Here is a 23,742-nt window from a genome sequence, read left to right as displayed (position 1 = left end):
GTTTTCGGGCGTGCCCTCGCGCTGGGGTTCATTCGTCTTTTTGGAATCAATCACCGTACACCTCCTACTCCTCCAGCGTATCGGATCGAGAGGACGATTTTACCCGCGAAAGCCGAATCACCCTGGCGGCTTCTATTGCGTAGATTATCCCCGCCCACCAGTACAGAAAGGCTCCCCAGATCCCGAATGCCCAACCCACCGGACCAGACCACCAGGCCAGCATCGGGAAAGCCTGGCCGAGCATGATCATGGGGAGCGCGTAGAACAGGCAGAAGGTGGCGAGCTTGCCGAGCTGGTGCACGGGGAGAGGCCCGAAACCGAAGTTGGCCAGGACGACTCCGAGGCCGAGGAGGAAGACATCCCGGCCGACGACGACGAGCACGATCCACCAGGGAACGAGGTCGCGGGAGGCGAGCCCGAGCAAGGCCGCGAAAATGTAGAGGCGATCGGCCGCAGGGTCGAGCAGTTGGCCGAGCCGGGTGACCTGGTCGAACCGCCGGGCGAGGAACCCGTCGAGGAAGTCGGAGGCGGAGGCCACGACAAGCACGAGCAAGGCCCAGGAATCCTCGCCGCGGATCAGCAGGACGAGGAAGACGGGAACCAGGGCCAGCCGCAGCATGCTCAGGAGGTTGGGCAGCGTGACCACCCTCGAACTGACCTGTCGTTCCTCTGCCGCGCTCACAATTCCCGAGTCTATCGAGGCGCTCCACGGACCGGAGCGCGCCATCCCGTCAGCCCGCGGATGCGCCGGTGCGGGGAGCCGAGTCGCCTCGCCCCGGCCGTCTGCGGCTGCCCGCTTCGGTCCTGGCGCGGCTGCGCTCCACGCTGCGACGGAGCGCCTCCATCAGGTCGAGCACTCCCCCGCCGCCGTCCGTTTCGTCCGCGCCCTCCCCCGGCGCGCGGCCGAAGGTGACGCTGGTGTCGACCGTGTCGCCGGCCGCGAGCTTCGCCTCGATCAGCTCCCGCAGCTGGTCCTGGTAGTCGTCCCGGAAATCGCCGGGCGAGAAGTCGGCGGCGAACGATTCGACCAGTGCGGCCGACAGGTCAAGCTCCTGGGCCGAAATGCGCACCTCAGTGCCCAGCGCGGGGAAATCCGCCGCCCTGATCTCGTCCGCCCAGAGCAGGGACTGCAGCAGGAGCACGTCGCCGCGCACGCGGAGAGCGCCGAGCCGGGTCTTCTGGCGCAAGGCGAACCGCACGATCGCGGTGCGGTCGGTCGCCTGCAGCGCGTGCCGCAGCAGCACATAGGCCTTCGGCGATGAACCATCCGGTTCGAGGTAGTAGCTGCGCTCGAAGATCATCGGGTCGAGTTGCTCGCTCGGCACGAATTCGACCACGTCGATCTCGCGGCTCCGCTCGGCCGGCATCGAGGACAGATCGGCGTCGGTGAGGATCACCGTATGGTCGCCGTCGTCCCAGGCCTTGTCGATGTGGGCGTAGTCCACGACCTGGCCGCAGATCTCGCAGCGGCGCTGGTAGCGGATTCGCCCGCCGTCCTTGTCGTGCACCTGGTGCAGGGCGACGTCGTGGTCCTCGGTGGCGCTGTAGACCTTGACGGGCACATTGACGAGTCCGAAGGTGATCGCGCCCTTCCAGATCGATCTCATGCCGCCAGTGAACACCGGTTGAACGCGGCAGGCTAGCCGCGGCCGGAGCGTGGGGGCATGCTGGTGTCATGAACCAGGGACCGGACCGTTCGGCCGCCGGCCAGGTCGTCACGGTCGGCGGCCATCGGATCACGCTCACCAGCCTCGACAAGGTGCTCTACCCGGAGACCGGCACGACCAAGGCGGACGTGCTCGCCTACTATGCGGCCGTTGCCGACGTGCTGATCCCCCATGCCGCCAACCGACCGGCGACGAGGAAGCGCTGGGTGCACGGCGTCGGCACCGCAGCGGAGCCCGGCCCCATGTTCTTCCAGAAGAACCTCGACGCGTCGACGCCGAGTTGGGTGGTACGACGGTCGATCGAGCATTCCGACCACGTCAACGTGTATCCGCTGGTCAACGACCTGGCAACGTTGACCTGGCTCGGCCAGGTCGCGGCCCTCGAAATCCATGTCCCGCAGTGGCAGTTCGGCCGGGATGGGCACCCTCGCAACCCGGATCGGCTCGTGCTCGACCTCGACCCCGGCGAGGGCGTCACCCTCGCCGAATGCGCGGAGGTGGCCAGGCTGGCCAGGGCCATCCTCCGCGACATGGACCTGGACCCGTTTCCGGTGACCAGCGGAAGCAAGGGCATCCATCTGTACGCGGCGCTGAATCTCAGCCACACCTCCGACCAAGTGTCCGCGGTCGCGCATGAATTGGCGCGCGCCCTCGAAGCCGACCATCCCGACCTCGTGGTCAGCGACATGAAGAAGGCCAGGCGCACCGGCCGGGTCTTCGTGGACTGGAGCCAGAACAACGCCGCCAAGACCACGATCGCGCCGTACTCCCTTCGCGGCACAACGCGCCCGATGGTTGCCATGCCCCGCACCTGGCGCGAGCTGGCCTCCCCCGGCCTCGCCCAGATCGACTATCGCCAGGCGATGCACCGGGTGGAGCGGAACGGCGACGCTCTGGCTGACCTGCTCACCGCCCACCCCGGTATCCGGGCAGCCCCCGGCGCCGCGGCGGACCCGGGCCCAGGCCCAGGGGCAACCGACCGGCTGGCCGAATACCGGAGCAGGCGCAACGGTACCCGAACTCCGGAACCGGTGCCGGCAGAGGCCACCGGTTCATGGGAGGGCCGCTCCTTCGTGATCCAGGAGCACCACGCCCGCAACCTGCACTACGACCTGCGCCTCGAGCACGACGGGGTGCTGGCGTCGTGGGCGCTGCCGCGGGGCGTTCCGACCGAGCCGACGAAGAACCATCTCGCCGTGCGCACCGAGGACCACCCGCTAGAGTACGGCACGTTCGAAGGGGACATTCCGGCCGGGGAATACGGCGCGGGCACGGTCAGGATCTGGGACAGCGGCCGTTACGACCTGGAGAAGTGGCGTACCGACGAGGTGATAGTCACCCTGCACGGCGCGCCGGGCGGGAGCCTCGGCGGGGCGGTGCGGTTCGCCCTGATCCAGACGAAGGGGCCGGACCGCGCCGAGAACAACTGGCTCATCCACCTGATGAAGGCGACCGCGACGCCCGGTCGGGCAGGGGCGGCCCGGCCAGGTGTCGACAGGGCCCAGGGCGCACCGGCCCTGCCCTACCCTGCCCCGCCCGCCGGAGGCATCCGCTACTCCCCCATGCTCGCCGCGCTCGGCACGGAGGACAACCTGGCCGGGATGCCCGGCACGGAGTGGGCCTTCGAGATGAAATGGGACGGTATCCGGGTGCTCGCCCACGTCAGGGCGGTCGGCCCCACCACAACGGTGCGCCTGGCCAGCCGGAACGGCCATGACCTGACGGCTGCCTACCCTGCCCTCGTGTGCGCGCTGCCGGCCGCGATCACGGCCGGATCAGCGGTGCTCGACGGCGAGGTCGTCGCACTCAACGACGCCGGCCGGCCGAGCTTCGGCCTGCTGGCGAACCGGGCGGTCACGACGCCGGTGAGCTACCTCGTCTTCGACCTGGTCGAGCGGGATGGGCAGGACCTGACCCGGCAGCCGTACTCGGTGCGCCGCGGCATCCTGGACCAGGTGGTGAGCGGCGACGGTCGGATCCAGGTGCCGCCTTCGTTTGACGGTGATGCGACGGCTGCGATCCGGGCGAGCCGGGAGCTCGGTCTGGAGGGCATCGTGGCCAAACGACTGGACGGCCGCTACGAACCGGGGCGCAGGTCCAGATCCTGGATCAAGATCAAGCACCATCCGACCCAGGAGGTCGTGGTCGGCGGGTGGCGCCCCGGGAAGGGCCACCGGGCCGGCTCGATCGGATCACTGCTGGTCGGCATCCCGGACGGTGGCGCACTCACCTACATCGGCCGGGTCGGTACGGGGTTCCGGGATCGCGACCTGGACCAGATCCTGGACCGGCTGCGGCCGATCGGCGCGGCGGTGAGCCCGTTCGCCGAGGTCCCCGCGGCCGACGCCGCGGATGCGCACTGGGTACGGCCGCTCCTCGTCGCCGAGGTGGTGTTCGCGGAGTGGACCGAGGCGAAGCGACTCCGGCACCCCGTCTGGCGAGGCTGGCGGGCGGACAAGGCGCCCGCCGACGTGGCCGGGGAAAACCCCGGGTAGCCCGACGCGGTCAGGAGCGGCGCGGCACCCTGGGCCGCTTGGGGAAGGCATCCCTCATGTGGTCGGAGGAGAGGTAGTCGGCTACGCCGATCATGATCAGGCTGAACAGGATTTGTTCGGTGACCATCCAGAACGGGTAGAGCCCGGGGATCGCGGCCAGGACCAGCGTGATCACAGGGAAGATCTTGCTGAACAGCCTCAGACGGGAGTAGGCCCAGTAGTAGCCCTTCCGGGCGCGCCAGGCGAAGTAGAACAGCGTGAGCGTCATCGCGAGCACCACGAAGGTGCGCATCCAGACCGAGAAGGGCAGCGCGGCGCCGCCGAGGGCGAGCATGACCGCCACAATCACGGCCGCCGCGCCGAGCACGAGTTCGGCCGCGAGCAGCCAGGCGATGGCGACGAAGGCGCGCCGGGTGCGCGGGTGGTCTCGCATTGCCGGCGGGATCGTATAGTCGACGCTCCGCCCTCCCGCGACCCGGTCGACGGCGAGAAACATGGGTTCCAGGTTCATGGTGCCTCCGGAACAACGCTAGTCGTTGCCGGGTGCTGGCCGAGCCGCAGCAGCAGCCCCGGCCAGGCCGCGGCGAATCCCGGATGCAGCGGGAGCGCGCCGACCTCGCCTGTCGGCACCCAGCGGAGGGCGATGCTCTCCCCGTCGCTGATCACCGGTTCGAAACGCCGGGTCGCTCGAACGACCACGGTGGTGTACGACCAGAAGCCGAGGTCGAGCACCGAACTGAATTGCACGCTGACCAGGTCGGCCGGCACCCCGGCCTCCTCGCGTGCCTCGCGCAGGGCGGCCTCGAGCGCGGTCTCGTGCTCGTGCCGCGCTCCCCCGGGTACCCCCCAGGTGTCGCCCTGGTGGCTCCAGACCGCGCGGTGCTGCAGGAGCACGCCCAGCTCCAGGTGGTGGACGAGGAGACCGGCCGCGCCGAAGCGCCCCCAGAACTTTCGGCCGTCGGGGCCGTAGACCCAGGTGTCGCCGTTACCGCTCATCTCACCAGCATGCGTCACGGAGCCGTTAAACGTCACAAAGCCCTTGAAACGTCACAAAGCCCTTGAAACGTCACAAAGCCCTTGAAACGTCACAAAGCCCTTGAAACGTCACAAAGCCCTTGAAACGTCACAAAGCCCTGAGACGTCACAAAGCCCTGAGACATCACGGCCGACACGACTCTTCGTTCAGCCCGGTCACGCGCCGGAATCAGCGGGTTGGAGCCAGCGCGCCGGTTTGCGAGTCACCACGGGTACGGCCGGGGGATGTCGTCCGCGTCGACGTAATGAATACCGCCTTCCGGGTCGAGCGGCAGGCCCGAGGCGGAATCGCGGCAGGATGCCTCCCAGACCTCCTGCCCGGTCAGTGCGTGGATCTCCCCATTCGTCACCACCCAGCCGCGAACGGCCTGATACGGGACCCCTCCCTCCGGCGACAGGTAGCGGGGACCCATTTCGACGGTGTGGAGCATGAGGCTGAACGTGTCGGCGGCACTGATCCGGCAGGTGACATACTCCAGCAGTTCCGAGTAGCCGATGCTCGGGGTGGTGCGCCCCGTCGGGTCGGTATGAAAACTGGTGTGGCCGATCGCGTCCGCGGAGACGGTCAGTTCGTGGCTGCCGTTTCCGTGGCGATTGCCGACGAGGGCCGCGACCAGGTGTTCCTGGTTCTCGTGGCGCACGGTGGTCTGGGAGCAGCCCGTGCAGTCCAGTACGTAGAGGGGCAGGGCAGCCCGGAGCTCGTGGTCGGGATTCGGGGCGAGGTTCGCGTTCGAATGGCAATAAGGGCAGGTGATGTGCATGGCTGGATCCCCCGTGCTGGGGCAGCTCCTCCATCCCGTTCATGCAGGATCGTCTGCCGGGCGACCGAGGCCGTCTGCCGCCAAGCTAGCAGTTGCCCCGGTCGACCACAGTCGGCATCAAAGGGGACACCGGCTCGCAGAGGGCAGCAGTAAGGGAAGCAGGGGAAGCAGCCTTCCCTGAGCTGACCCGGTCACTCCTGGCCTTCCAACCGGGCGGTTCCCTGGGTTCACGGATGGACTCCCTCGGCGCCGGAGCGACGGTTGCCCCTCTCCAGCCCGACGCATCCAGGGCGGGCGCCCGGCCGGTGAGGCGTCTGCTGATGCGCGAGGACCGCTCGGCTCAGGCGAACGCGTTGACGCCGGTGAGGCGCGCGGAGTAGGCCCAGAGCCAGGCTGCGGCATCCGGATCGATGGCGTGCACGTTCACCCCGGACACGCGGGCGTCAGGCCCGTCCGGTACGGTCGCTTCGGCGATGTCACAGTCCTCGCAATACACGCCGCCCCGGCCGAGGAGGAGGGGCGACGTCGCCGCCCAGGTCGAGGTCGCTGCCCCCTGCGCGGGGGACTTGAACCGCGGGTTGACGACGCCGTCCTCGGTCATCCAGCCCGACGCGACCATCTCCGCTTTGGGCAGGTGGCGCTGGAGTTCGGTCATGATGCCGCCGGGGTGCACGGCGAACGCCCGCACGCCCAGGGGGGCGCCGAGGAGGTCGAGCTGCACCGCGAACAGGCTGTTGGCCGTCTTGGCCTGGCCGTACGCCACCCATTTGTCGTAGCCGGTGCTGAACTGAGGGTCGTCGAAACGGATCCCGGACAGCTTGTGCCCGGTGGACGAGAGTGCAACGACCCTGGCCCCGCCGTTAGCGACGAGCGCAGGCCAGAGCAGGTTCGTGAGCGCGTAGTGGCCCAGGTGGTTGGTCGCGAACTGGGATTCCCAGCCGTCACCGACCCTGGCCTCCGGAGCCGCCATGATCGCCGCGTTGTTGATCAGGATGTCGACGCTGCGACCGGTGGCCAGGAAACGGTCGGCGAAGGCGCGCACGCCGGCCAGGTCCGACAGGTCCAGCTCATCGACGGCAACGGCGCCCAGGCCGCGCGCGTCGAGGGCTGCCCTGGCCACCTCGGGACGGCGAGCGGGAACGATCACACGCGCACCGGCACCGACGAGGGCTGAGACCGTCTCGATGCCGAGGCCGGAATACCCACCGGTGACGATCGCGGTGCGACCGGCCAGGTCGATCCCGTCGAGGACCTCGGCCGCGGTGGTGCCCGGCCCGAAGCCGGAAGGGAGCCTGTGTTGCGCTGTCGTCGTCATCGTTCCAGCGTAACGGCCGGCGGCCGGCCAGATCAGATCAGATCAGATCGGATCAGATCAGATCAGATCAGATCAGAGAGCAACGATGGTGTGCACCGCGGCGTCGCCGAGCCGGCTGCGGCCGTCGAGGTCGGTGAGTTCGAGCACCACGCCCACGCCGGCCAGGGCGTATCCGGCGCGTCCGATCAGGCGGGAGGTCGCGGCGATCGTGCCGCCCGTGGCCAGCACGTCGTCCAGGACGAGAACCCGTGACCCCGGAGCGAGCTGGCCGATTTCGAGTTCGAGGCAGGCCGACCCGTATTCCAGGTCGTATTCCTCGCTCAGGACGGCGCCGGGCAGTTTGCCGCCCTTGCGCACGGCGAGCACGGCGACGTCGGCCGCATAGCCGACGGCCGCGGCAAGCAGGAAGCCGCGCGCCTCGATACCGGCAACGGCGTCGAACTTCCCCGCAAACCGGCCGGCCAGCTCATCGATGAGGGAGCGGAACGCGGCGGCATCGGCGAAGACGGGGTTCAGATCGCGGAACAGGATGCCCGGCTTCGGGAAGTCCGGGTAGGAGGCGAGGAGGGTGTTGACATGGGCTGCTGCGGGAGTTGGCACTGATTCAGCGTAGGCGATGCCGACCGGGCGAGCTCTAAGACCTCTTGGCCCTGGCAGTGTCGCCACCGGTCATGGCCGTACCCATCGCGTCCAGGAAGCAGACGACGGCGCGTCGATCGGCGATGCTGAGGTCCTCGGCGACGTCGATCATTCGCTGGTGCACCGCGCCAAGCGCCCGGGTGAGCTCCTGGTGGGCCCGCGGTGTGGCGTGCACGATCTGGGCTCTTCGATCGACGGCGTGGGGTTCGCGGCTGATGTGACCGGTGCTCGCCAGTCTCGCAAGGAGCTTGGCCGTGGCGGCCGAGGTGATCCCGAGACGGGCGCTCAGCTCCGTCGGACCGATCGACTCCCCCGCTCGCTCGGCCTTGATCAGGTGGCGAATGGCGAGCAGGTCCGTCTCGTTGATCGCGAGCGCGGCCTGGGTGCGCCGGCGCATGGCCGCATCGATCCTGCGGAAATCGCGAACCGCCTTCAACACGGCGATGGCGGTGTCGGGCCCCTCCCCGTCCATGCCGTTCCAGTAGGAGCCCGCCGGTGGCGAGGCTGCTGCTGGTGATGACATCCCCCCATGCTAGCCTCACAAGTAGCTAACCTTGTTAGATACTTTTCCGAGTATCGTGGATCCAAGGACGGAAAGGGGCGGTCATGGCGCAGATCGAACTGCTCGCGGAACACGTGGTGCTCGTCGATGAGTCCGGCTCGCCCATCGGAACAGCCCCGAAGATCACAATGCATGACGCCGACACCCGGCTGCACCTCGCGTTCTCCTGTTACGTGCTGGATCCGCTCGGGCAGGTGCTCATAACCCGTCGGTCCCTGGTCAAGAAGACCTGGCCCGGAGTGTGGACCAATTCGTTCTGCGGCCACCCGCTCCCCGGCGAATCGATCCCGGACGCCATCGACCGCCGCGCTCGTTTCGAGCTCGGCCTCGCACTCGACTGTGTCACCGTGATCCTCCCCGATTTCCGCTATCGAGCCGTCGACAGCAGCGGAATCGTCGAAAACGAGATCTGCCCGGTCTACGTCGCCACTGCGAGCGGCGACCCCGTTCCGAACCCCGACGAGGTCGTGGAGTTCGCCTGGGTCGACCCGGCCACGCTCCGCCGCTCCGTCCTGGACCTTCCGTGGGCTTTCAGCCCCTGGCTGGGACTTCAAATGAAGGAGTTGACCGACTTTGGTGCCTGACATCGCGACCATCGGGGTCGGCACGGAACTGGAACGATTCTTCGCCGCGTCCCGGCTGCGTGCGAGCGACTACGGCGAGCACTACGTGGCTCTCTGGGATTGCCTGGAGCAGGCCAGCACCGGCGGAAAACGAGTGCGTCCCGCGTTGGTCCTGGCCGCGTTCACCGGTCTCGGCGGCACCGACCTCAGCCTGGCCACGACGGTGGCCGTGAGTTTCGAGCTGCTGCACACGGCATTCGTCATCCATGACGACGTGATCGACCGCGACCTGGCCCGCCGCGGCGTGGCCAACGTCGCCGGCCGGTTCATCGAGCGTGCGATCGCCCACGGGGCCGTCAGCACCCAGGCGGACACGTGGGCCGCCACCGCCGCCATTCTCGCCGGCGACCTCGCCCTCAGCGAGGCCCATCGGGCCCTGGCGATGCTGCCGGTCGAACGGGAACTCCGCGGTCGGCTGCTCGACCTGCTCGATCGCGCCGTGTTCGTCAGCGCGGCGGGCGAGCTGGCCGACGTGACCAACACCACGTCGAAGGAACCGCTCTCGGTCGAACAGGTGGTGTTCACCCTCGAGCAGAAGACGGCCGTGTACTCGTTCGAGGCACCGTTGCAGGCCGGGGCCGTGCTGGCCGGCGCCGGGGTGGAGGCCATCAACGTGCTCGGTCAATTCGGCCGGTTGATCGGGGTGGCATTCCAGCTGACCGACGACATCCTCGGCGTGTTCGGCGACCCGGCGAAGACCGGCAAGAGCGTGGTCTCGGACCTGCGCGAGGGCAAGCAGACCGCCCTGATCGCCCACGCCGGTACGACAGCGGCCTGGCCCGATATTGCGCCGTTCATCGGCAGGGCCGACCTCTCCGAGGAGGAGGGTGCCGAGGTGAAAGAGCGACTGCGTGACTGCGGCGCCCTCGACGCCGCGGAGGAACTGGCCCGGAGCCATGCCGAACGCGCCGTGGCGGCCCTCGACACTCGCTCTATCCCGGAGGCGCTGCGCAGCCACCTGACGACGCTGGCCGGCACCGCCGTGAATCGCACTCGATGAGCCGCCGCACTCCCCCGACGAAGACCGAGATCGGCACCTATAACCAGGCGGCGCGCGCCAGCTCGGCCACTGTGATCGGCCACTATTCCACCTCGTTCGGCCTGGCTGCCAGGCTGCTGGAGCCCCGCGTGCGCAGCCAGGTCAGGACTATTTACGCCCTGGTGCGGATCGCCGACGAGATCGTCGACGGCGCGGCCAGCCAGGCCGGGCTGAGCCGGGACGAACAACGGGCGCTGCTCGACGGCCTCGAGCGGGAGACGACCGAGGCCATCACCCACGGTTTCAGCACCAACCTCGTCGTGCACGCGTTCGCCGCCACCGCCCGAGAGGCCGGGATCGACGCCGACCTCACGGCGCCGTTCTTCGCCTCGATGCGCCGGGACCTCGATCCTGCCCCGTTCGACACGGCCGGCGTAGCCGAATACATCTACGGTTCCGCCGAGGTGATCGGGCTGATGTGCCTGCGCTGCTTCATCCAGGACGCCCCACGCACGAGAGCCGACCTGGCCGTGCTGGAGACCGGCGCCCGCAGCCTCGGCGCCGCGTTCCAGAAGGTGAACTTTCTCCGGGACCTGGCCGCGGACCGCGACGGGCTCGGACGCAACTACTTTCCCGGGGTGAGCCTGCTCACGATGACGGACGAGGAGAAGAACGTGCTCCTCGACGACATGGACGCCGACCTCGCCGCGGCCGAACTGGTACTCCCCATGCTCCCGCGGGGCAGCCGGCGTGCGGTCACCGCGGCCCACGACCTCTTCGCCCGCCTGTCGACGAAGCTGCGGGCAACCCCCGCACGAGAACTGATGAGCGCCCGAGTGCGGGTGCCGGATCCGGAGAAGATCATGATTGCCCTCGGCGCATCATTCGGCCCCAAGGCGTGGAAGCGATGACGAAGCGCACCCCGCACACCGTCGTCATCGGCGGTGGCATCGCGGGGCTCGCCAGCGCCGCCCTTCTCGCCCGGAACGGCCACGACGTCACCCTGCTCGAGGCGCAGGACGAACTCGGCGGTCGCGCCGGCTCCTGGAGCGTCGACGGCTTCCGGTTCGAGACCGGACCCAGCTGGTACTTGATGCCGGAGGTGTTCGACCACTTCTTCCGCCTCTTCGGCACGAGCACGGCCGAGCAATTCACCCTCACCCGGCTCGACCCCGGCTACCGGGTCTACTTCGAGGACGAGCCGGAGCCGGTGGACATCGCCGCCGACCGGGCCGACAACATCCGCCTCTTCGAACGTCTGGAGCCCGGCGCGGGCGCGGCGCTTGACCGGTACCTCGTTTCGGCGAAGGACACCTACGAGATGGCCGTGAAACGCTTCCTGTACACGAGCTTCGCGTCGTTCCGGCCTCTGCTGGTACCCGATGTCCTGACGCGGCTCGGCCGGCTCGCCCGTCTACTCCTCCAGCCGCTCGACAAGTTCGCGGCCGGCTATGTGAAGGACCCGCGGCTCCGGCAGATCCTCGGCTACCCGGCCGTCTTCCTCGGTTCTTCCCCCGACCAGACCCCGTCGATGTACCACCTGATGAGCCACCTCGACCTGGCCGACGGCGTGCTCTACCCGCAGGGCGGCTTCACCAGGCTGATCGACAGCATCGCCGACCTCGCCGTGGCAGAGGGCGTGCACGTGATCACGGGGGCGCGGGTGACTCGGATCCGCACCACGGCTGACGCGAAAAGCGCCGTGGCCGGGGTCAGCTACCGGGCCTCCGACGGCACGGTCATCGAGCTGGACGCCGACCAGGTGGTCTCCGCCGCCGACCTGCACCACACCGAGACCGAGCTCCTGCCGGCCGGAAAACAGACCTACCCTGAGCGCTGGTGGCAGAAGCGAGTGTCCGGGCCGGGCGCCGTGCTGGTGATGCTGGGCATCCGGGGCGAACTGCCCCAGCTCGAGCACCACACCCTGTTCTTCACCAAGGACTGGGGCGAGAACTTCGGTCGCATCTTCGGCAAGAAGCCGAGCGTCGCCTCGCCGGCCTCCTTCTACGCCTGCCTGCCTAGCGTGACCGACCCCGGCGTTGCCCCGGAGGGCTACTCGAACATGTTCATCCTGGTGCCGATCCCCGCTGACCCCGGCCTCGGCCGCGGCGGCATCGACGGCGCCGGTTCCGCGGCGATCGAGAAGATCGCCGACGACACGATCGCCCAGCTCGCCGAGTGGGCCGGGATCCCCGACCTTTTCGATCGGATCGTGGTGCGCCGCACGGTGGGCCCGGCCGACTTCGCCGAGGACCTCAATTCCTGGCGCGGCGGGGCGCTCGGGCCTGCGCACACCCTGCGTCAGAGCGCGTTCCTGCGCGGCTCGAACGCCTCCTCGAAGGTCGACGGCCTGTTCTACGCCGGCGGCACGACGATCCCCGGGATCGGCCTGCCGATGTGCCTGATCAGCGCGGAGATCCTGCTCAAGCGGGTTCGGGCTGACACCAGTACCGGGCCACTCCCGGAACCGTTGCCGCAGCCACGTTCGGCACGCGTGCCGGGAACGCAGTCGAAAAAACAGTCGAAAAAGCAGTGACATTCGCCTACCTGCTCACCCTGCTCGTGTCGCTCGGGGCGATGGTGCTGCTCGACCGGCGCTTCCGCCTGTTCTTCTGGCGTCGGCCGGCGCGCGCGGCCATCGTGCTCGGTGCCGGGATGGCGTTGTTCCTGACCTGGGACCTGGCCGGGATCGGCCTCGGCATCTTCTACCGAGGCGAGACGACGCTGATGACGGGCCTGCAGCTGGCCCCTGAACTGCCGCTGGAGGAGTTCTTCTTCCTCGCGTTCCTCAGCTATCTCACGATGAACTCCGTACAGGGCGCACGGCTGCTGTTGGCCGCGCGCATCAGGAGGGTGAGACCGGACCGGTGACCTACCTGCTGCTGAACGCCGTGTTCCTCTTCGTCGCCGCCGTGGTCGCCGCCGTCGCCTTCCGCCTCCGACCGGGCTACCGGCGGCTCCTGCCCTCACTCGGGATCGCGCTCGTCGGCGTGCTGGTGCTCACGGCGGTCTTCGACAACATTATGATCGGGATCGGACTGGTCGATTACGATCCGGACCGGATCAACGGGCTGCGCCTCGGCGTCGCCCCGATCGAGGACTTCGCCTACCCGGTCGCCGCGGCGCTCCTGCTGCCGGCGCTCTGGTCACTGCTGGGGAGAACGGATGACTGAGATGGCCACGTCGACGCTGTGGAAGACCCGGCAGGTGCTGCTGTCCTCGCGCCCGCTGAGCTGGATCAACACCGCGTTCCCGTTCGCGGCCGCCTACGTCGTGACGACCGGGCGGGTGGACGCCCTCCTCCTGGTCGGCACCGTGTTCTTCCTGATCCCGTACAACCTGCTGATGTACGGCATCAATGACGTCTTCGACTACGAATCCGACCTGCGCAACCCGCGCAAGGGCGGCGTCGAGGGAGCGATGCTCGACCCCGGCCTGCACCGCACCGTGCTTGCGGCCGGGGTGCTGACGGCGGTGCCCGTGCTCGGCGCGATGCTCGTGCTCGCGGGGGCGCAGCATCCGTGGTCCTGGCTGGTGTTGGCGATCAGCCTGTTCGCGGTCGTGGCCTACTCGGTGCCCGGACTGCGGTTCAAGGAGCGCCCGTTCGTCGATTCGATGACCTCCAGCACGCACTTCGTGAGCCCGGCCGTGTACGGTCTTGTCGTCGCCGGCGCCACCGTCACGCCCGGCCTGGTCGCCCTGCTCGTGGCCTTCTTCTTCTGGGGCATGGCCAGCCATGCCTTCGGCGCCGTGCAGGATGTCGTGCCGGACCGGGAGGGCGGGATCTCCTCGATCGCCACAGCCCTCGGGGCCGCACGCACCGTGCGGCTCGCGATCGCACTCTGGGCGATTGCCGGGCTACTCATGCTCGGAACCGGCTGGCCGGGGATGCTGGCCGTGGTGCTCGCCCTACCGTACATTGCCGCCGCCTGGCCGTTCCGGTCTGTCTCGGACGACCGCGCCGAGAACGCCAATGCCGGCTGGAAACGTTTTCTCTGGCTCAACTTCCTCACCGGCTTCCTCGTCACCATGCTGCTCATCGGCTGGGTGCTGCTCGTTTCCTGAGCCGGGTGGCGCCCCGGCGTGCCCGTGGACCCCGTGGTCGTAGAGTCGAGGGATGGACCCCGTGATGACCGCCCGTGTCGATAGCTGGACCTGGGCGGTGCGCATGTACAAGACGCGTTCATCCGCCACCGCGGCCTGCCGGGCCGGGCACGTACGAGTCAACGGCGACCGCGCCAAGTCTGCACAACCCGTCCGGATCGGCGACGAGGTGCGGGTGCGCAGCAACGGTTTCGACCGCATCCTGATCGTCTCCCGGATCGTGAGCAAGCGGGTGGGCGCCACGGTGGCCGTCGAGTGCTTCGTCGACAAGACTCCGCCGCCGCCGCCGCGCGAAGAGGTGGCCCTGGTGCCGATGCGCGACCGCGGCGCCGGGCGGCCGACGAAGCGGGAGCGCCGGGACATCGACAAGCTGCGCGCCACCCAGCGCGGCGAGCCGGGCGACGCCTCCTGGCTTCCCGACGACGACTGAGCGGAGAGGGGGCGCGGAGGGCCGAGGCGCGGAGGGGGCGGAGAGGGGCGCGGAGGGCCGAGGCCAGGAAGCTCAGGGCGCCAGGGTGGGCGGCTCACGGATGCCGAATTCCTCGCGCAGCACGAGGGTGGCCGCGTGCCAGCCGTTCATACCGTGCACGGCCGGTCCCGGCGGCGTCGAGGCCGAGCAGAGGTAAAGTCCGGGCACGGGGGTCTTCCATGGCCGGGTTGACACGACGGGCCGTTTGATGAGTTGCCGCAGGGTGACCTGCCCGCCGAGGATGTCCCCACCGATGAGGTTCGGGTCGACCAGGTTCAGCGCCCGCGCGGTGGAGGACGCCGTGGCCAGGACGGTGTCCCGGAATCCGGGCGCGAACTCCTCGATCCGGCGCACGATGGCCTCCGATCGGTCGGCATCCGACCCCGGGGGAACGTGCGTGTAGGCCCAGAGCACCTGCCGTCCGTTCGGCGCCCTGGTCGAGTCGAGCACGCTCGGCTGGGTGACCAGGACGAACGGATGCTCCGGCACCCGTCCCCGCGCCACCTCCCGTTCCGCACGAATCACCTCGGCCCGGCTGCCGCCTACGTGAACCGTCGGTGCGAGGACCAGCTCGGGGTTCGCCCACGGCACCGGGCCGGACAGTGCAAAATCGACCTTCGCGACCCCACTGCCGTAGCGGAAGCGTGCCAGCGCCCGCCGATACCTGGCCGGCAGAGCGTGCCCGGCGAACCGGTCCAGGAAGTCGGGCGAGGTGTCGAGGATGGTCACCCGGGCCGGTTCGAGATCACCGGGAACCCGAACCTCCCGGCCGAGGTCAAACCGGCCACCGTGCGCGATGATGTCGGCGACCATGGCGTCGGCGATGGCCTGCGAGCCGCCGACCGGGTAGCCCCAGCCGGCCCCGTGGGCGTATGCGGCCAGGAGCAGGCCGGCGCCGGCCGTGGCCAGCGACGGCTGGCGCCCCGGCGCGTGCGCGGCCACCCCTGCGAAGAGCGCCTGGGCCGCCTCACCGCGGAGGATCCCGCGTTGGAGTTCCGTGCCGAGGCCGGCCACCCGCATGCCGTAGACCAGGGCGGCAACCGGGGCGTCCGGCCAGCGCAGGAGCTGGTTCCCGGTCAGGGCGACGACGCCGTCGAGGCGGTTGAGGACGGGCTGAAACAAGCGAGACCAGGCGCGACCGTCCCGGCCGAGGCCGTCCGCAGTCCGGTCCAGGCTGCGATACGCGACGGCCGCTCTGGTGGCGTCCAGGGGATGCGCGTACGACACCTCCGGAATGATGAACGGCACCCGTGCGGTGAGCCCGAAGGCCCGGAAGAACGGCGAGGCGAGCGCTGCCGGATGCACCGCCGAGCCCACATCGTGCCGGAACCCCGGCAGGGTCAGTTCCTCGGTGCGAAGTGCCCCGCCGGCGGCGTCGGCCAGCTCGGTGACCTGCACCGAGAGGCCCGCTCTGGCCAATACGACCGCCGCGGCGAGCCCGTTGGGCCCGGCGCCGACGACATTGACGTCAGGCATGGGCCCGACCGGCCAGGGACACTGGCGAGACGAGGAGTCCTACCTCCGATCGAATCCACCAGTCGCGGGAGGCCCGGCGTTCCGCCGGGGTCGAGAACCGGTACAGGTAGACGCGGGCGCGGATCTGCCGGGGCGGGGCCTCCGGGAACGGGTTCACGCGCAGCAGCCGGAGAGTGGGGCGGTCGCCCTCGAGCAGCCGGACCAGGAACGTCTCGAACCACCGGGTGTCCCGCGCGCCCAGGGCAAGGAACCACATCAGCCAGTCCAGGCGCAGGTGGTACGGGGCGAACTGGCGCGGCATCCGCCCCGGTGCGCCCGGCTTGCCCCGGAACTCGTAGGCACGCCAGCCGGTCGCGTCGCGAGGGTCGGCCGCGTCGCTGCCCTCGACGACCACCTCGAACCGTTCCGTGGTGACCGTGCCGAAGGCACCGTAGGCGTTGACCAGGTGGTAGCGGTTGAAGCTCGCGTTCATCAGCTGCCGGCGGGCGAAGATGTTGCGGAAGGGCCGGTGGCTGAGCACCAGCAGGAAGAGCGTGGCGGCCAGCACGACCACGACGAACCAGAGGGGTGCAGCCGGGGACTCGCCCGCGGCCGGGAGCCCGGGCAGCACGGCGCGGAAGGCGTTGTCATCGACGGCGGAGAAGGCAAGCACGATCGTGATCCAGTTCAACCAGGCGAAATTGCCGGTGAACACGAGCCAGAGCTGGGTCAGCACGATGATGGTGGCGGCGACGGATGCCACCGGTTGCGGTGCGAACAGGAAGAACGGCACCACGAGTTGCGCGAAGTGGTTGCCGATGACTTCGCCACGGTGGAACCACTTCGGCAGGTTGTGCACGTACCAGCTGACCGGATTCGGCATCGGCTGCGTCTCGTGGTGATAGAACAGCGCGGTCAGGTCGCGCCATTCCCGGCCGCCGCGGATCTTGATCATCCCGGCACCGAATTCCAGCCGGAACAGCAGCCAGCGGCAGAAGAGGATCACCGTGATCGGCGGTGCCACCTCGTTCGACCCGAGGAACGCGACCACGAAGCCGGCTTCGAGTAGCAGGCTCTCCCAGCCGAACGAATAGAACGTCTGACCGACGTTGACGATGGACAGGTAGCCGGCCCAGAGCAGCAGGAAGGCGACCAGCGGCAGCCACGGCGGTCCGAGTTGCGGCAGACCGGCCACCAGTGCGGCGGCCAGGGCCGCGCCGGACCAGGCCAGGGCCAGCAGCATCCGGTCGGAGTACCGCCAGTGGAACAGGCTCGGCGACTGGCGAAACCTGATCCGGGAGACCAATTCCGGCACCGGGAGCAGACCGTGCTCGCCGAGCAGGGCCGGGAACTGGTTGACCGCCGAGATGAAGCCGATCACGTAGCACGCGGCAACGCCGCGCTGCAGCATCTGCCGCGCGAACTCGGAGTCTCCCGCATTGAACCAGTCCATGGTGGATTCACCATAGGCCCGAGCGCAACGGCCTTCAATGGGGTCCGAGGCCCGGGCGGGTCGAGCACGAGGTGGCCATCCGTCGGCTCCGGGGGCCCGACGGTGGCGGGACCTATTCTTCATGTCGGTTGCTTGGCGACGGGGTACTTGGAGAAGGTTGCTTGGCTACGGGGTACTTGACGACGGTCGCTTGACGACGGTCGCTTGACGACGGTCGCTTGACGACGGTCGCTTGACGACGGTCGCTTGACGACGGTCGCTTGACGACGGTTGATTGACGACGGTCGCTTGACGACGGTTGATTGACGACGGTTGATTGACGACGGTTGATTGACGACGGTCGCTTGACGACGGTTGCTAAACCGGTATAGTTGACTAAACCGGTTCAGTTCATGGGTGAAACCCGCGGCTGGCGATCAATGAGGAGGCCTCCGTGAGTGCTGAGAAGGTGACGATCGCCGATGTGGCCAGGACGGCCGGCGTGAGCAAGGGCCTGGTCTCATTCGCCTTGAACAACCGACCGGGGGTCGGCGCGGAAACCCGGGTGCGCATCCTTCAGGTTGCCCAGGACCTCGGCTGGAAGCCGTCGCTCCGGGCTCGTTCGCTGTCCACCCAGCGTTCATTCGCGCTCGGGCTCGTGATCGCCAGGAACCCGGAGGTTCTCGCCTCCGACCCGTTCTTCCCGTCGTTCATCGCCGGCGTCGAATCGATCCTGGCCGCCGAGCGTCGCGCGCTGGTGCTCAGCGTGGTGCCCGACGAGGAAACCGAACTGCAGACCTATCGGTCGTTGGTCGCCGACGGGCGGGTTGACGGGGTGTTCCTCAGCGACCTGCGCCACAACGACGCCCGCATCCCGCTTCTGACCGAACTGGGCCTGCCTGCGGTCACCCTCGGGCGCGCCGAAGGTGACAGCCCGTTCCCCGCGGTCACCATTGACGACACCCCCGGGGTGATGGAATCCGTTCGCTATCTCGCAGACCTCGGCCACCGCCGCATCGCGCACGTCGCCGGCAGCACGAACCTGCTGCACGGCACCCGTCGCCGAGAGGCGTTCGCGGCCGCGATGACGGCGGCCGGGCTGCCGGATGGGCAGACCGTGGAGACCGATTTCTCTGCGCGGGCCGGCTCTGACGCCACCCGCCGGCTGCTCGGCCAGGCGATCCGACCGACCGCGATCGTCTACGCCAACGACCCGATGGCCATCGCCGGCCTGGGCGTGGCGCACGAGCTCGGCATCCGAGTTCCCGAGGACCTCTCGATCACCGGCTTCGACGACATCGACTTCTGCCGCTACGTGTTCCCGCCGCTGACCACCGTCAGCGCTGCGCCGGCGGTATGGGGCCGCGCCGCGGCGACGACACTGCTGCAACTGATGGAGCACGGCCGCGCAGATGACGTGGACCTGCCCGCCGCCAGGCTCATCATCCGAGGCTCGGCCGCTCCGCCGACTCGGCACTGAACAGCCCGGCCTAGAGACCCACGACCCACGACCCACGACCCACGACCCACGAATATACCCGCAGCAGGGCTGCTGCGATCTTAGGAAATGGAGAAACACATGCACAGCAAGGGAATGACCCGGCGGCTTCTCGCCGTCACGGCCGCTTCGGCCACCGTGGTGCTGGCGCTCGGCGCCTGCGCCTCGGGTGGGACGAGCGGCGACGCCAGCACGGCGCGCGGCCCGATCACGATCTGGTACTCGAACAACTCGAGCGAGATCGAATGGGGCAAGCAGATGGTGACGGCCTGGAACGCAGACCACCCGAACGAAAAGGTGAAGGCGCAGGAGATTCCGGCCGGCAAGAGCAGCGAGGAAGTCATCGGCGCCGCCATCACGGCCGGGAACGCGCCCTGCCTGATCTACAACACCGCCCCCGTGGCCGTGCCACAGTTCCAGAAGCAGGGTGGACTCGTCGACCTGAGCAGCTTCAAGGACGGTGCCTCCTACATCCAGGACCGCAGCGGCGAGACCGCCGCGCAGTACAAGAGCGTCGACGGCAAGTTCTACCAGATGCCGTGGAAGTCCAACCCTGTGATGATCTTCTACAACAAGGACATGTTCACCAAGGCCGGGCTCGACGCCGAGAACCCGTCGCTGGCAACCTATGACGAATTCCTTGCCACGGCCCGCACCCTGGTCTCCAGCGGCGCGGCCAAGAACGCCATCTTCCCGTCGCCGACGAGCGAGTTCTACCAGAGCTGGTTCGACTTCTACCCGCTGTACGCCGCCGAGAGCGGCGGCCAGCAGCTCGTGAAGGACGGCAAGGCCACCTTCGATGACGCCACCGGCGCGAAGGTCGCCGAGTTCTGGAAGACCCTGTACACCGAGGGTCTCGCGAGCAAGGAGAAGTACCAGAGCGACTCCTTCGCTGACGGCGTTGCCGCCATGTCGATCGTCGGCCCGTGGGCCGTGCCGGTCTATAAGGACAAGGTCAACTGGGGTGCGGTTCCCGTTCCCACCAGCGCGGGCACGGCCGCCGACAAGACCTACACGTTCAGTGATGCCAAGAACGTCGCAATGTACTCCTCGTGCAAGAACCAGGCCACCGCCTGGGACGTGCTGAAGTTCTCGACCAGCAAGGCACAGGATGGCCAGCTGCTCGACCTAACCGGCCAGATGCCGATCCGTGGCGACCTGCCGACCGCATACCCGGAGTACTTCAAGGCCAACCCGGCCTACCTGCAGTTCGGTGACCAGGCCGCTCGCACGGTCGAGGTTCCCAACGTGTCCAACTCGGTCGAGGTGTGGCAGGACTTCCGCGACGCCTACTCCAAGTCGGTCATCTTCGGCGAGGGTGATGTGAAGAAGTTTCTTACCGACGCCGCCACGAAGATCAACCAGTTGGTCGGGGCGAAGTAGCGTCTGCCAATGTCCACCACCGCAACGGCGACCCCGCCCGCCGGGGGATCCACTCGATCTCCCGGCGGGCGGGGCCACCGCCACCGCCCGCTCCTCGGCAAGAACCCGATCGGGCTCCTGCTCAGCGCGCCGTACCTCGTCTTCGTCATCGTCGTCTTCGCGTATCCGCTCGTCTTCGCCGCGTACATGGCGTTCCACGACTATTTCTTCGCCGCCCCGGGCGCCCAGGTCGACCGCCCGTTCGTGGGCCTCGCCAACTTCCAGGAGGTGCTCTCCGACCCGGCCGTCATCCGCTCGTTCGGCAACGTCGGCATCTTCCTGCTGATCAACGTGCCGCTGACCGTCGTGCTCTCCCTCGTGCTCGCGACCGCGCTCAACAAGGCGGTCCACGGCCGAACGTTCCTGCGCGTGGCCTACTACGTTCCGTACGTGACCGCGAGTGTCGCGGTCGTCGGCGTGTGGCTGTTCCTGTTCAGCGGGAGCGGCCTGGTCAACCAGCTGCTCGGCCCGTTCGCCCCCAAGCCGTCCTGGCTGATCAGCCCGACCTGGGCGATGCCCACAATCGCTCTGTTCGTCACCTGGAAACAGCTCGGTTTTTATATCCTGCTCTACCTCGCCGCGCTGCAGAGCGTGTCCAAGGAGCTCTACGAGGCCGCGTCAACCGATGGCGCCGGCGCCCTGCGCAGCTTCTTCTCCGTCACGATCCCCGGCGTGCGTCCCGCGACAGTGCTCGTTCTCCTACTCTCGACCGTGACCGGCGCGAACCTCTTCACCGAGCCGTACCTGCTCACCGGTGGTGGCGGCCCGAACGGGGCATCCACCTCGCCCGTGCTGCTCATGTACCAGAAGGGAATCGAGCAGGGCCACCCCGGCACGGCATCGGCGATTGGAATCGTGCTCGTGATCGGAGTTCTCATCGTCGCGTTCATCCAGCGCAAGGTAGCGGGAGGTGACGAGTCATGACGCGCGGCCAGAAAATCCTCCGCGGCGTCGTGCTGTCGGTCGGTGCCGTCGCGTTCCTCTTTCCGTTCTACTACATGATCATCGGATCGTTGCAGGCCTCGCCTGACTCGACTCCCGGTGGGGCGTTCCCGAACCCTGCCAACCTGACCCTCGAGAATTACACCGACATCAACAGCCGGATCAACCTCATTCGGGGACTGCTCAACTCGGGCATCTTCACCGGCGGCGTCATCGTCGGTACCCTCGTTTTCGGGGTGCTCGTCGGCTATGCGCTGGCCCAGCTGCAGTGGCGCGGACGCGGGGTCACCTTCGCACTCGTGCTCCTGGTCCAGGTCGTTCCGTTCCAGCTGCTGATGATCCCGCTCTACGTCATGATCGCCAGGGACTACGGCCTCGCCGACAACTATCTCGGCATGATCCTCCCATTCGCGATCAACTCAACCGCCGTCATCATCTTCCGCCAGTACTTCCTCCAGGTTCCCCGGGACCTGTTCGACGCGGCGAGGATCGACGGGGCCGGCGAGATCACCGTACTGATGAAGATCGCCATCCCGCTCGTACGCCCCGCAATCCTGACCGTGGTGCTGTTGACCTTCATCGGACCCTGGAACGAGTTTCTCTGGCCATTCCTCGTCACCAAGGAGGCCTCCATGCAGCCCCTCGCCGTGGCACTGGCCAACTACATCAGCAACGTGGCCGCCACCGCCGCCAATCCCTTCGGAGCCGTCCTCGCTGGAGCCTGCGTGCTCGCAGCCCCGGCCGTCCTGCTCTTCATCGTTTTCCAACGACATTTTGTCTCCACCGATATCGGCTCCGGCGTGAAAGGTTAGAAATGACTACCCCAACGAATTTTCCCTATACCCTGACCAGAATGGGCGTCATCATGACGCCCGAAGACGGCAACGACCTCGAGGCCGAAGGCGTTCTCAACCCGGGCAGCGGCCACACCCCCGACGGCACCCTGTACCTGCTCCCCCGCCTGGTTGCCACCGGCAACGTCTCCCGGGTCGGCCTGGCGAAGGTCGTCATCACCGACGGCGTACCCACCGGGGTCGAACGTGAGGGCGTCGTGCTCGAACCGGACCGGGGCTGGGAACGCGGCGCGAACAACGCCGGGGTCGAGGACCCCCGGGTCACCCACATCCCGCGCCTCGGCCTGCACGTGATGACCTATGTCGCGTACGGTCCGCTCGGTCCCCGAACGGCCGTCGCCGTCTCCAGCGACCTGCGCGAGTGGCGTCGACTCGGCCCGGTGCTGTTCGAGTACGACGAGGCCCTCGACATGGACCTGAACCTGTTCCACAACAAGGACACCGTCTTCTTCCCCGAGCCGGTCACCGGCCCGGACGGGGTGGAGAGCTTTGCCGCGCTGCACCGCCCGATGTGGGACCTCGGCGAGGTCAAGCCGGGAGAGGGCATCCGGGTTCCGGCCGGCGTCACCGACACCCGGCAGAGCATCTGGATCAGCTACGTGCCGGTCGCCGATGTGCTGGCCGACGTCACGAAGCTGACCTTCTGGGGCGACCACCGCTTCCTCGCCGGGCCGGAATTCCCGTTCGAGGAGCTGAAGATCGGCGGCGGGCCTGCCCCCTTGCGCGTCCCGGAGGGCTGGTTGCTCATGCACCACGGCGTTACGGGGACCATCGACGGTGCGTTCTCCCAGCAGCAGAGGGTGAACTATTCAGCCGGCGCGATGATCCTCGACGCCGACGACCCCACCATCGTCCTGGCGCGCACGAGCGAGCCGCTGCTCAAGGCGGAGACGCCGGACGAGATCAGCGGAATCGTGCCGAACGTGGTCTTCCCGACCGCGATCGAGGAGATCGACGGCGTGCGCTTCGTCTTCTACGGAATGGCGGACTCGAAGATCGGCGTCGCTCGCCTGGACCACATCCCGGCCTGACCACCCCGGTGGTCGAGCCCGCAGAGACCGCCAGTCGAGACCGTCGAGACCGTCGAGACCGGTGAGACCGGTGAGACCGGTGAGACCGGTGAGACCGGTGACAGTGATCTCGACGAGCTCGATCACCGGGACACTCGGGCGCCGGGAGACGGGATCTCGACGAGCTCGGGTGCCGGGGGCTCGGGTGCCGGGGCGGCTACGGAGCGGGAGCCGGGGGCGTGCCGGGAGCGAGGAGGCCGAGTGTCGCCTTGATCCGGGCCTCGGCGTCGCTGTCGGCGTGGCTGGCGGAGATGTTCGCCTCGGTGACCGCACGCACGACCTCGTCGCGCTGGATTCCGACGCCGCGGGGGGCGTCGATTCCGATTCGGATGCTGTCGCCTCGCACGTCGAGAATGGTGATGACGATGTCGTCACCAATGAGGATCTTCTCCCCCTGTTTGCGTGTAAGTACCAGCACCA

At 68.3% G+C, this 23,742-nt stretch carries 25 protein-coding genes; 14 read left to right on the top strand and 11 right to left on the bottom strand.

From position 1 onward, the window contains the following. Positions 1–64: 64 nt before the first annotated feature. Both E3O19_RS14775 and ku read right to left on the bottom strand, forming a co-directional pair. Positions 65–682 (bottom strand): CDP-alcohol phosphatidyltransferase family protein, encoded by a 618-nt coding sequence (locus E3O19_RS14775; RefSeq protein ID WP_277613038.1) that lies wholly within the window; start codon positions 680–682, stop codon positions 65–67. A gap of 49 nt (positions 683–731) precedes the next feature. Beyond that, positions 732–1,607 (bottom strand): non-homologous end joining protein Ku, encoded by an 876-nt coding sequence (gene ku / locus E3O19_RS14770; RefSeq protein ID WP_134568831.1) that lies wholly within the window; start codon positions 1,605–1,607, stop codon positions 732–734. A gap of 68 nt (positions 1,608–1,675) precedes the next feature. On the opposite strand from ku, the gene E3O19_RS14765 reads away from it, so the two are divergent. Next, the gene (locus E3O19_RS14765) at positions 1,676–4,162 is read left to right on the top strand and encodes an ATP-dependent DNA ligase (RefSeq protein WP_134568829.1); all 2,487 of its coding nucleotides are present in this window, start codon (positions 1,676–1,678) and stop codon (positions 4,160–4,162) included. Positions 4,163–4,172: 10 nt separating this feature from the next. Here the strand turns inward: E3O19_RS14765 and E3O19_RS14760 are convergent, their stop codons facing one another. From E3O19_RS14760 to E3O19_RS14735, 6 genes are all read right to left on the bottom strand, one after another. Further along, positions 4,173–4,673, bottom strand: a complete 501-nt coding sequence (locus tag E3O19_RS14760) for a hypothetical protein (RefSeq protein ID WP_134568827.1) — start codon at positions 4,671–4,673, stop codon at positions 4,173–4,175. Continuing rightward, on the bottom strand, positions 4,670–5,158 hold the full coding sequence (locus E3O19_RS14755; protein WP_134568825.1) for an NUDIX domain-containing protein: 489 nt from the start codon (positions 5,156–5,158) through the stop codon (positions 4,670–4,672). The genes E3O19_RS14760 and E3O19_RS14755 overlap by 4 nt, the downstream gene beginning before the upstream one ends. 242 nt (positions 5,159–5,400) lie before the next feature. Next, entirely contained in the window at positions 5,401–5,958 is a 558-nt protein-coding gene (locus tag E3O19_RS14750; protein WP_134568823.1) for a hypothetical protein, read from the bottom strand. Positions 5,959–6,298: 340 nt separating this feature from the next. Beyond that, positions 6,299–7,273, bottom strand: a complete 975-nt coding sequence (locus E3O19_RS14745; RefSeq protein WP_134568822.1) for an SDR family NAD(P)-dependent oxidoreductase — start codon at positions 7,271–7,273, stop codon at positions 6,299–6,301. A 72-nt stretch (positions 7,274–7,345) separates the two neighbouring features. Then, positions 7,346–7,873 (bottom strand): adenine phosphoribosyltransferase, encoded by a 528-nt coding sequence (locus E3O19_RS14740; RefSeq protein ID WP_134568820.1) that lies wholly within the window; start codon positions 7,871–7,873, stop codon positions 7,346–7,348. A 34-nt stretch (positions 7,874–7,907) separates the two neighbouring features. Further along, positions 7,908–8,435: a MarR family winged helix-turn-helix transcriptional regulator gene (locus E3O19_RS14735; protein ID WP_134568818.1), complete on the bottom strand. Its 528-nt coding sequence runs from the start codon at positions 8,433–8,435 to the stop codon at positions 7,908–7,910. 83 nt (positions 8,436–8,518) lie between these two features. On the opposite strand from E3O19_RS14735, the gene idi reads away from it, so the two are divergent. From idi to E3O19_RS14695, 8 genes are read left to right on the top strand one after another with little or no spacing between them, the layout of a single operon-like run. Further along, entirely contained in the window at positions 8,519–9,058 is a 540-nt protein-coding gene (gene idi, locus E3O19_RS14730; protein WP_134568816.1) for an isopentenyl-diphosphate Delta-isomerase, read from the top strand. Next, entirely contained in the window at positions 9,051–10,097 is a 1,047-nt protein-coding gene (locus E3O19_RS14725; protein WP_241981397.1) for a polyprenyl synthetase family protein, read from the top strand. The genes idi and E3O19_RS14725 overlap by 8 nt, the downstream gene beginning before the upstream one ends. Then, positions 10,094–10,987, top strand: coding sequence for a phytoene/squalene synthase family protein (locus E3O19_RS14720; protein WP_134568814.1), 894 nt, complete (start codon positions 10,094–10,096; stop codon positions 10,985–10,987). The genes E3O19_RS14725 and E3O19_RS14720 overlap by 4 nt, the downstream gene beginning before the upstream one ends. After that, positions 10,984–12,612, top strand: coding sequence for a phytoene desaturase family protein (gene crtI, locus E3O19_RS14715; RefSeq protein WP_134568812.1), 1,629 nt, complete (start codon positions 10,984–10,986; stop codon positions 12,610–12,612). The genes E3O19_RS14720 and crtI overlap by 4 nt, the downstream gene beginning before the upstream one ends. Beyond that, positions 12,609–12,947, top strand: a complete 339-nt coding sequence (locus E3O19_RS14710; protein WP_134568810.1) for a lycopene cyclase domain-containing protein — start codon at positions 12,609–12,611, stop codon at positions 12,945–12,947. Before crtI ends, E3O19_RS14710 begins: the two co-directional genes overlap by 4 nt. Continuing rightward, positions 12,944–13,249 carry a lycopene cyclase domain-containing protein gene (locus E3O19_RS14705; RefSeq protein ID WP_134568808.1) on the top strand — a complete coding sequence of 102 codons (306 nt, stop codon included), beginning with the start codon at positions 12,944–12,946 and terminating at the stop codon, positions 13,247–13,249. The genes E3O19_RS14710 and E3O19_RS14705 overlap by 4 nt, the downstream gene beginning before the upstream one ends. Next, positions 13,242–14,141, top strand: a complete 900-nt coding sequence (locus tag E3O19_RS14700; RefSeq protein ID WP_134568806.1) for a prenyltransferase — start codon at positions 13,242–13,244, stop codon at positions 14,139–14,141. Before E3O19_RS14705 ends, E3O19_RS14700 begins: the two co-directional genes overlap by 8 nt. Positions 14,142–14,193: 52 nt before the next feature. Beyond that, positions 14,194–14,610, top strand: coding sequence for an RNA-binding S4 domain-containing protein (locus E3O19_RS14695; RefSeq protein WP_241981396.1), 417 nt, complete (start codon positions 14,194–14,196; stop codon positions 14,608–14,610). A gap of 72 nt (positions 14,611–14,682) precedes the next feature. Here the strand turns inward: E3O19_RS14695 and E3O19_RS14690 are convergent, their stop codons facing one another. Next, positions 14,683–16,125 (bottom strand): phytoene desaturase family protein, encoded by a 1,443-nt coding sequence (locus tag E3O19_RS14690; RefSeq protein WP_134568804.1) that lies wholly within the window; start codon positions 16,123–16,125, stop codon positions 14,683–14,685. Further along, positions 16,118–17,557 (bottom strand): lipase maturation factor family protein, encoded by a 1,440-nt coding sequence (locus E3O19_RS14685; RefSeq protein WP_134568802.1) that lies wholly within the window; start codon positions 17,555–17,557, stop codon positions 16,118–16,120. Before E3O19_RS14685 ends, E3O19_RS14690 begins: the two co-directional genes overlap by 8 nt. Before the next feature lie 433 nt (positions 17,558–17,990). On the opposite strand from E3O19_RS14685, the gene E3O19_RS14680 reads away from it, so the two are divergent. From E3O19_RS14680 to E3O19_RS14660, 5 genes are all read left to right on the top strand, one after another. After that, entirely contained in the window at positions 17,991–19,016 is a 1,026-nt protein-coding gene (locus E3O19_RS14680) for a LacI family DNA-binding transcriptional regulator (RefSeq protein WP_134568801.1), read from the top strand. A gap of 114 nt (positions 19,017–19,130) precedes the next feature. Further along, positions 19,131–20,417 (top strand): ABC transporter substrate-binding protein, encoded by a 1,287-nt coding sequence (locus E3O19_RS14675; RefSeq protein WP_134568932.1) that lies wholly within the window; start codon positions 19,131–19,133, stop codon positions 20,415–20,417. Between the two features lie 9 nt (positions 20,418–20,426). Next, positions 20,427–21,380 (top strand): carbohydrate ABC transporter permease, encoded by a 954-nt coding sequence (locus E3O19_RS14670; RefSeq protein ID WP_134568799.1) that lies wholly within the window; start codon positions 20,427–20,429, stop codon positions 21,378–21,380. Beyond that, on the top strand, positions 21,377–22,210 hold the full coding sequence (locus tag E3O19_RS14665) for a carbohydrate ABC transporter permease (RefSeq protein WP_198413926.1): 834 nt from the start codon (positions 21,377–21,379) through the stop codon (positions 22,208–22,210). Before E3O19_RS14670 ends, E3O19_RS14665 begins: the two co-directional genes overlap by 4 nt. A gap of 2 nt (positions 22,211–22,212) precedes the next feature. Then, positions 22,213–23,283 (top strand): glycoside hydrolase family 130 protein, encoded by a 1,071-nt coding sequence (locus E3O19_RS14660; protein ID WP_134568797.1) that lies wholly within the window; start codon positions 22,213–22,215, stop codon positions 23,281–23,283. Positions 23,284–23,479: 196 nt separating this feature from the next. On the opposite strand, the gene csrA is transcribed toward E3O19_RS14660, so the two are convergent. Further along, the gene (csrA, locus tag E3O19_RS14655) at positions 23,480–23,740 is read right to left on the bottom strand and encodes a carbon storage regulator CsrA (RefSeq protein ID WP_134568795.1); all 261 of its coding nucleotides are present in this window, start codon (positions 23,738–23,740) and stop codon (positions 23,480–23,482) included. Between the last annotated feature and the right edge of the window lie 2 nt (positions 23,741–23,742).

Origin of the sequence: Cryobacterium algoritolerans, from assembly GCF_004402785.1 — a bacterium.
In the GTDB taxonomy this organism is placed as follows: Bacteria; Actinomycetota; Actinomycetes; order Actinomycetales; family Microbacteriaceae; genus Cryobacterium; species Cryobacterium algoritolerans.
This window is presented reverse-complemented; position numbering and strand designations above follow the sequence as displayed.

What these genes read in the sequence shown, in the direction of transcription:
- E3O19_RS14765 (WP_134568829.1), top strand. Translation starts at nt 1,676, where the DNA reads ATGAACCAGGGACCGGACCGTTCGGCCGCCGGCCAGGTCGTCACGGTC.
- idi (WP_134568816.1), top strand. Translation starts at nt 8,519, where the DNA reads ATGGCGCAGATCGAACTGCTCGCGGAACACGTGGTGCTCGTCGATGAG.
- E3O19_RS14660 (WP_134568797.1), top strand. Translation starts at nt 22,213, where the DNA reads ATGACTACCCCAACGAATTTTCCCTATACCCTGACCAGAATGGGCGTC.
- E3O19_RS14685 (WP_134568802.1), bottom strand. Translation starts at nt 17,557, where the DNA reads ATGGACTGGTTCAATGCGGGAGACTCCGAGTTCGCGCGGCAGATGCTG.
- crtI (WP_134568812.1), top strand. Translation starts at nt 10,984, where the DNA reads ATGACGAAGCGCACCCCGCACACCGTCGTCATCGGCGGTGGCATCGCG.
- E3O19_RS14665 (WP_198413926.1), top strand. Translation starts at nt 21,377, where the DNA reads ATGACGCGCGGCCAGAAAATCCTCCGCGGCGTCGTGCTGTCGGTCGGT.
- E3O19_RS14700 (WP_134568806.1), top strand. Translation starts at nt 13,242, where the DNA reads ATGACTGAGATGGCCACGTCGACGCTGTGGAAGACCCGGCAGGTGCTG.
- ku (WP_134568831.1), bottom strand. Translation starts at nt 1,607, where the DNA reads ATGAGATCGATCTGGAAGGGCGCGATCACCTTCGGACTCGTCAATGTG.
- E3O19_RS14755 (WP_134568825.1), bottom strand. Translation starts at nt 5,158, where the DNA reads ATGAGCGGTAACGGCGACACCTGGGTCTACGGCCCCGACGGCCGAAAG.
- E3O19_RS14745 (WP_134568822.1), bottom strand. Translation starts at nt 7,273, where the DNA reads ATGACGACGACAGCGCAACACAGGCTCCCTTCCGGCTTCGGGCCGGGC.
- E3O19_RS14690 (WP_134568804.1), bottom strand. Translation starts at nt 16,125, where the DNA reads ATGCCTGACGTCAATGTCGTCGGCGCCGGGCCCAACGGGCTCGCCGCG.
- E3O19_RS14675 (WP_134568932.1), top strand. Translation starts at nt 19,131, where the DNA reads ATGACCCGGCGGCTTCTCGCCGTCACGGCCGCTTCGGCCACCGTGGTG.
- E3O19_RS14735 (WP_134568818.1), bottom strand. Translation starts at nt 8,435, where the DNA reads ATGTCATCACCAGCAGCAGCCTCGCCACCGGCGGGCTCCTACTGGAAC.
- E3O19_RS14750 (WP_134568823.1), bottom strand. Translation starts at nt 5,958, where the DNA reads ATGCACATCACCTGCCCTTATTGCCATTCGAACGCGAACCTCGCCCCG.
- E3O19_RS14695 (WP_241981396.1), top strand. Translation starts at nt 14,194, where the DNA reads ATGGACCCCGTGATGACCGCCCGTGTCGATAGCTGGACCTGGGCGGTG.
- E3O19_RS14760 (WP_134568827.1), bottom strand. Translation starts at nt 4,673, where the DNA reads ATGAACCTGGAACCCATGTTTCTCGCCGTCGACCGGGTCGCGGGAGGG.
- E3O19_RS14670 (WP_134568799.1), top strand. Translation starts at nt 20,427, where the DNA reads ATGTCCACCACCGCAACGGCGACCCCGCCCGCCGGGGGATCCACTCGA.
- E3O19_RS14720 (WP_134568814.1), top strand. Translation starts at nt 10,094, where the DNA reads ATGAGCCGCCGCACTCCCCCGACGAAGACCGAGATCGGCACCTATAAC.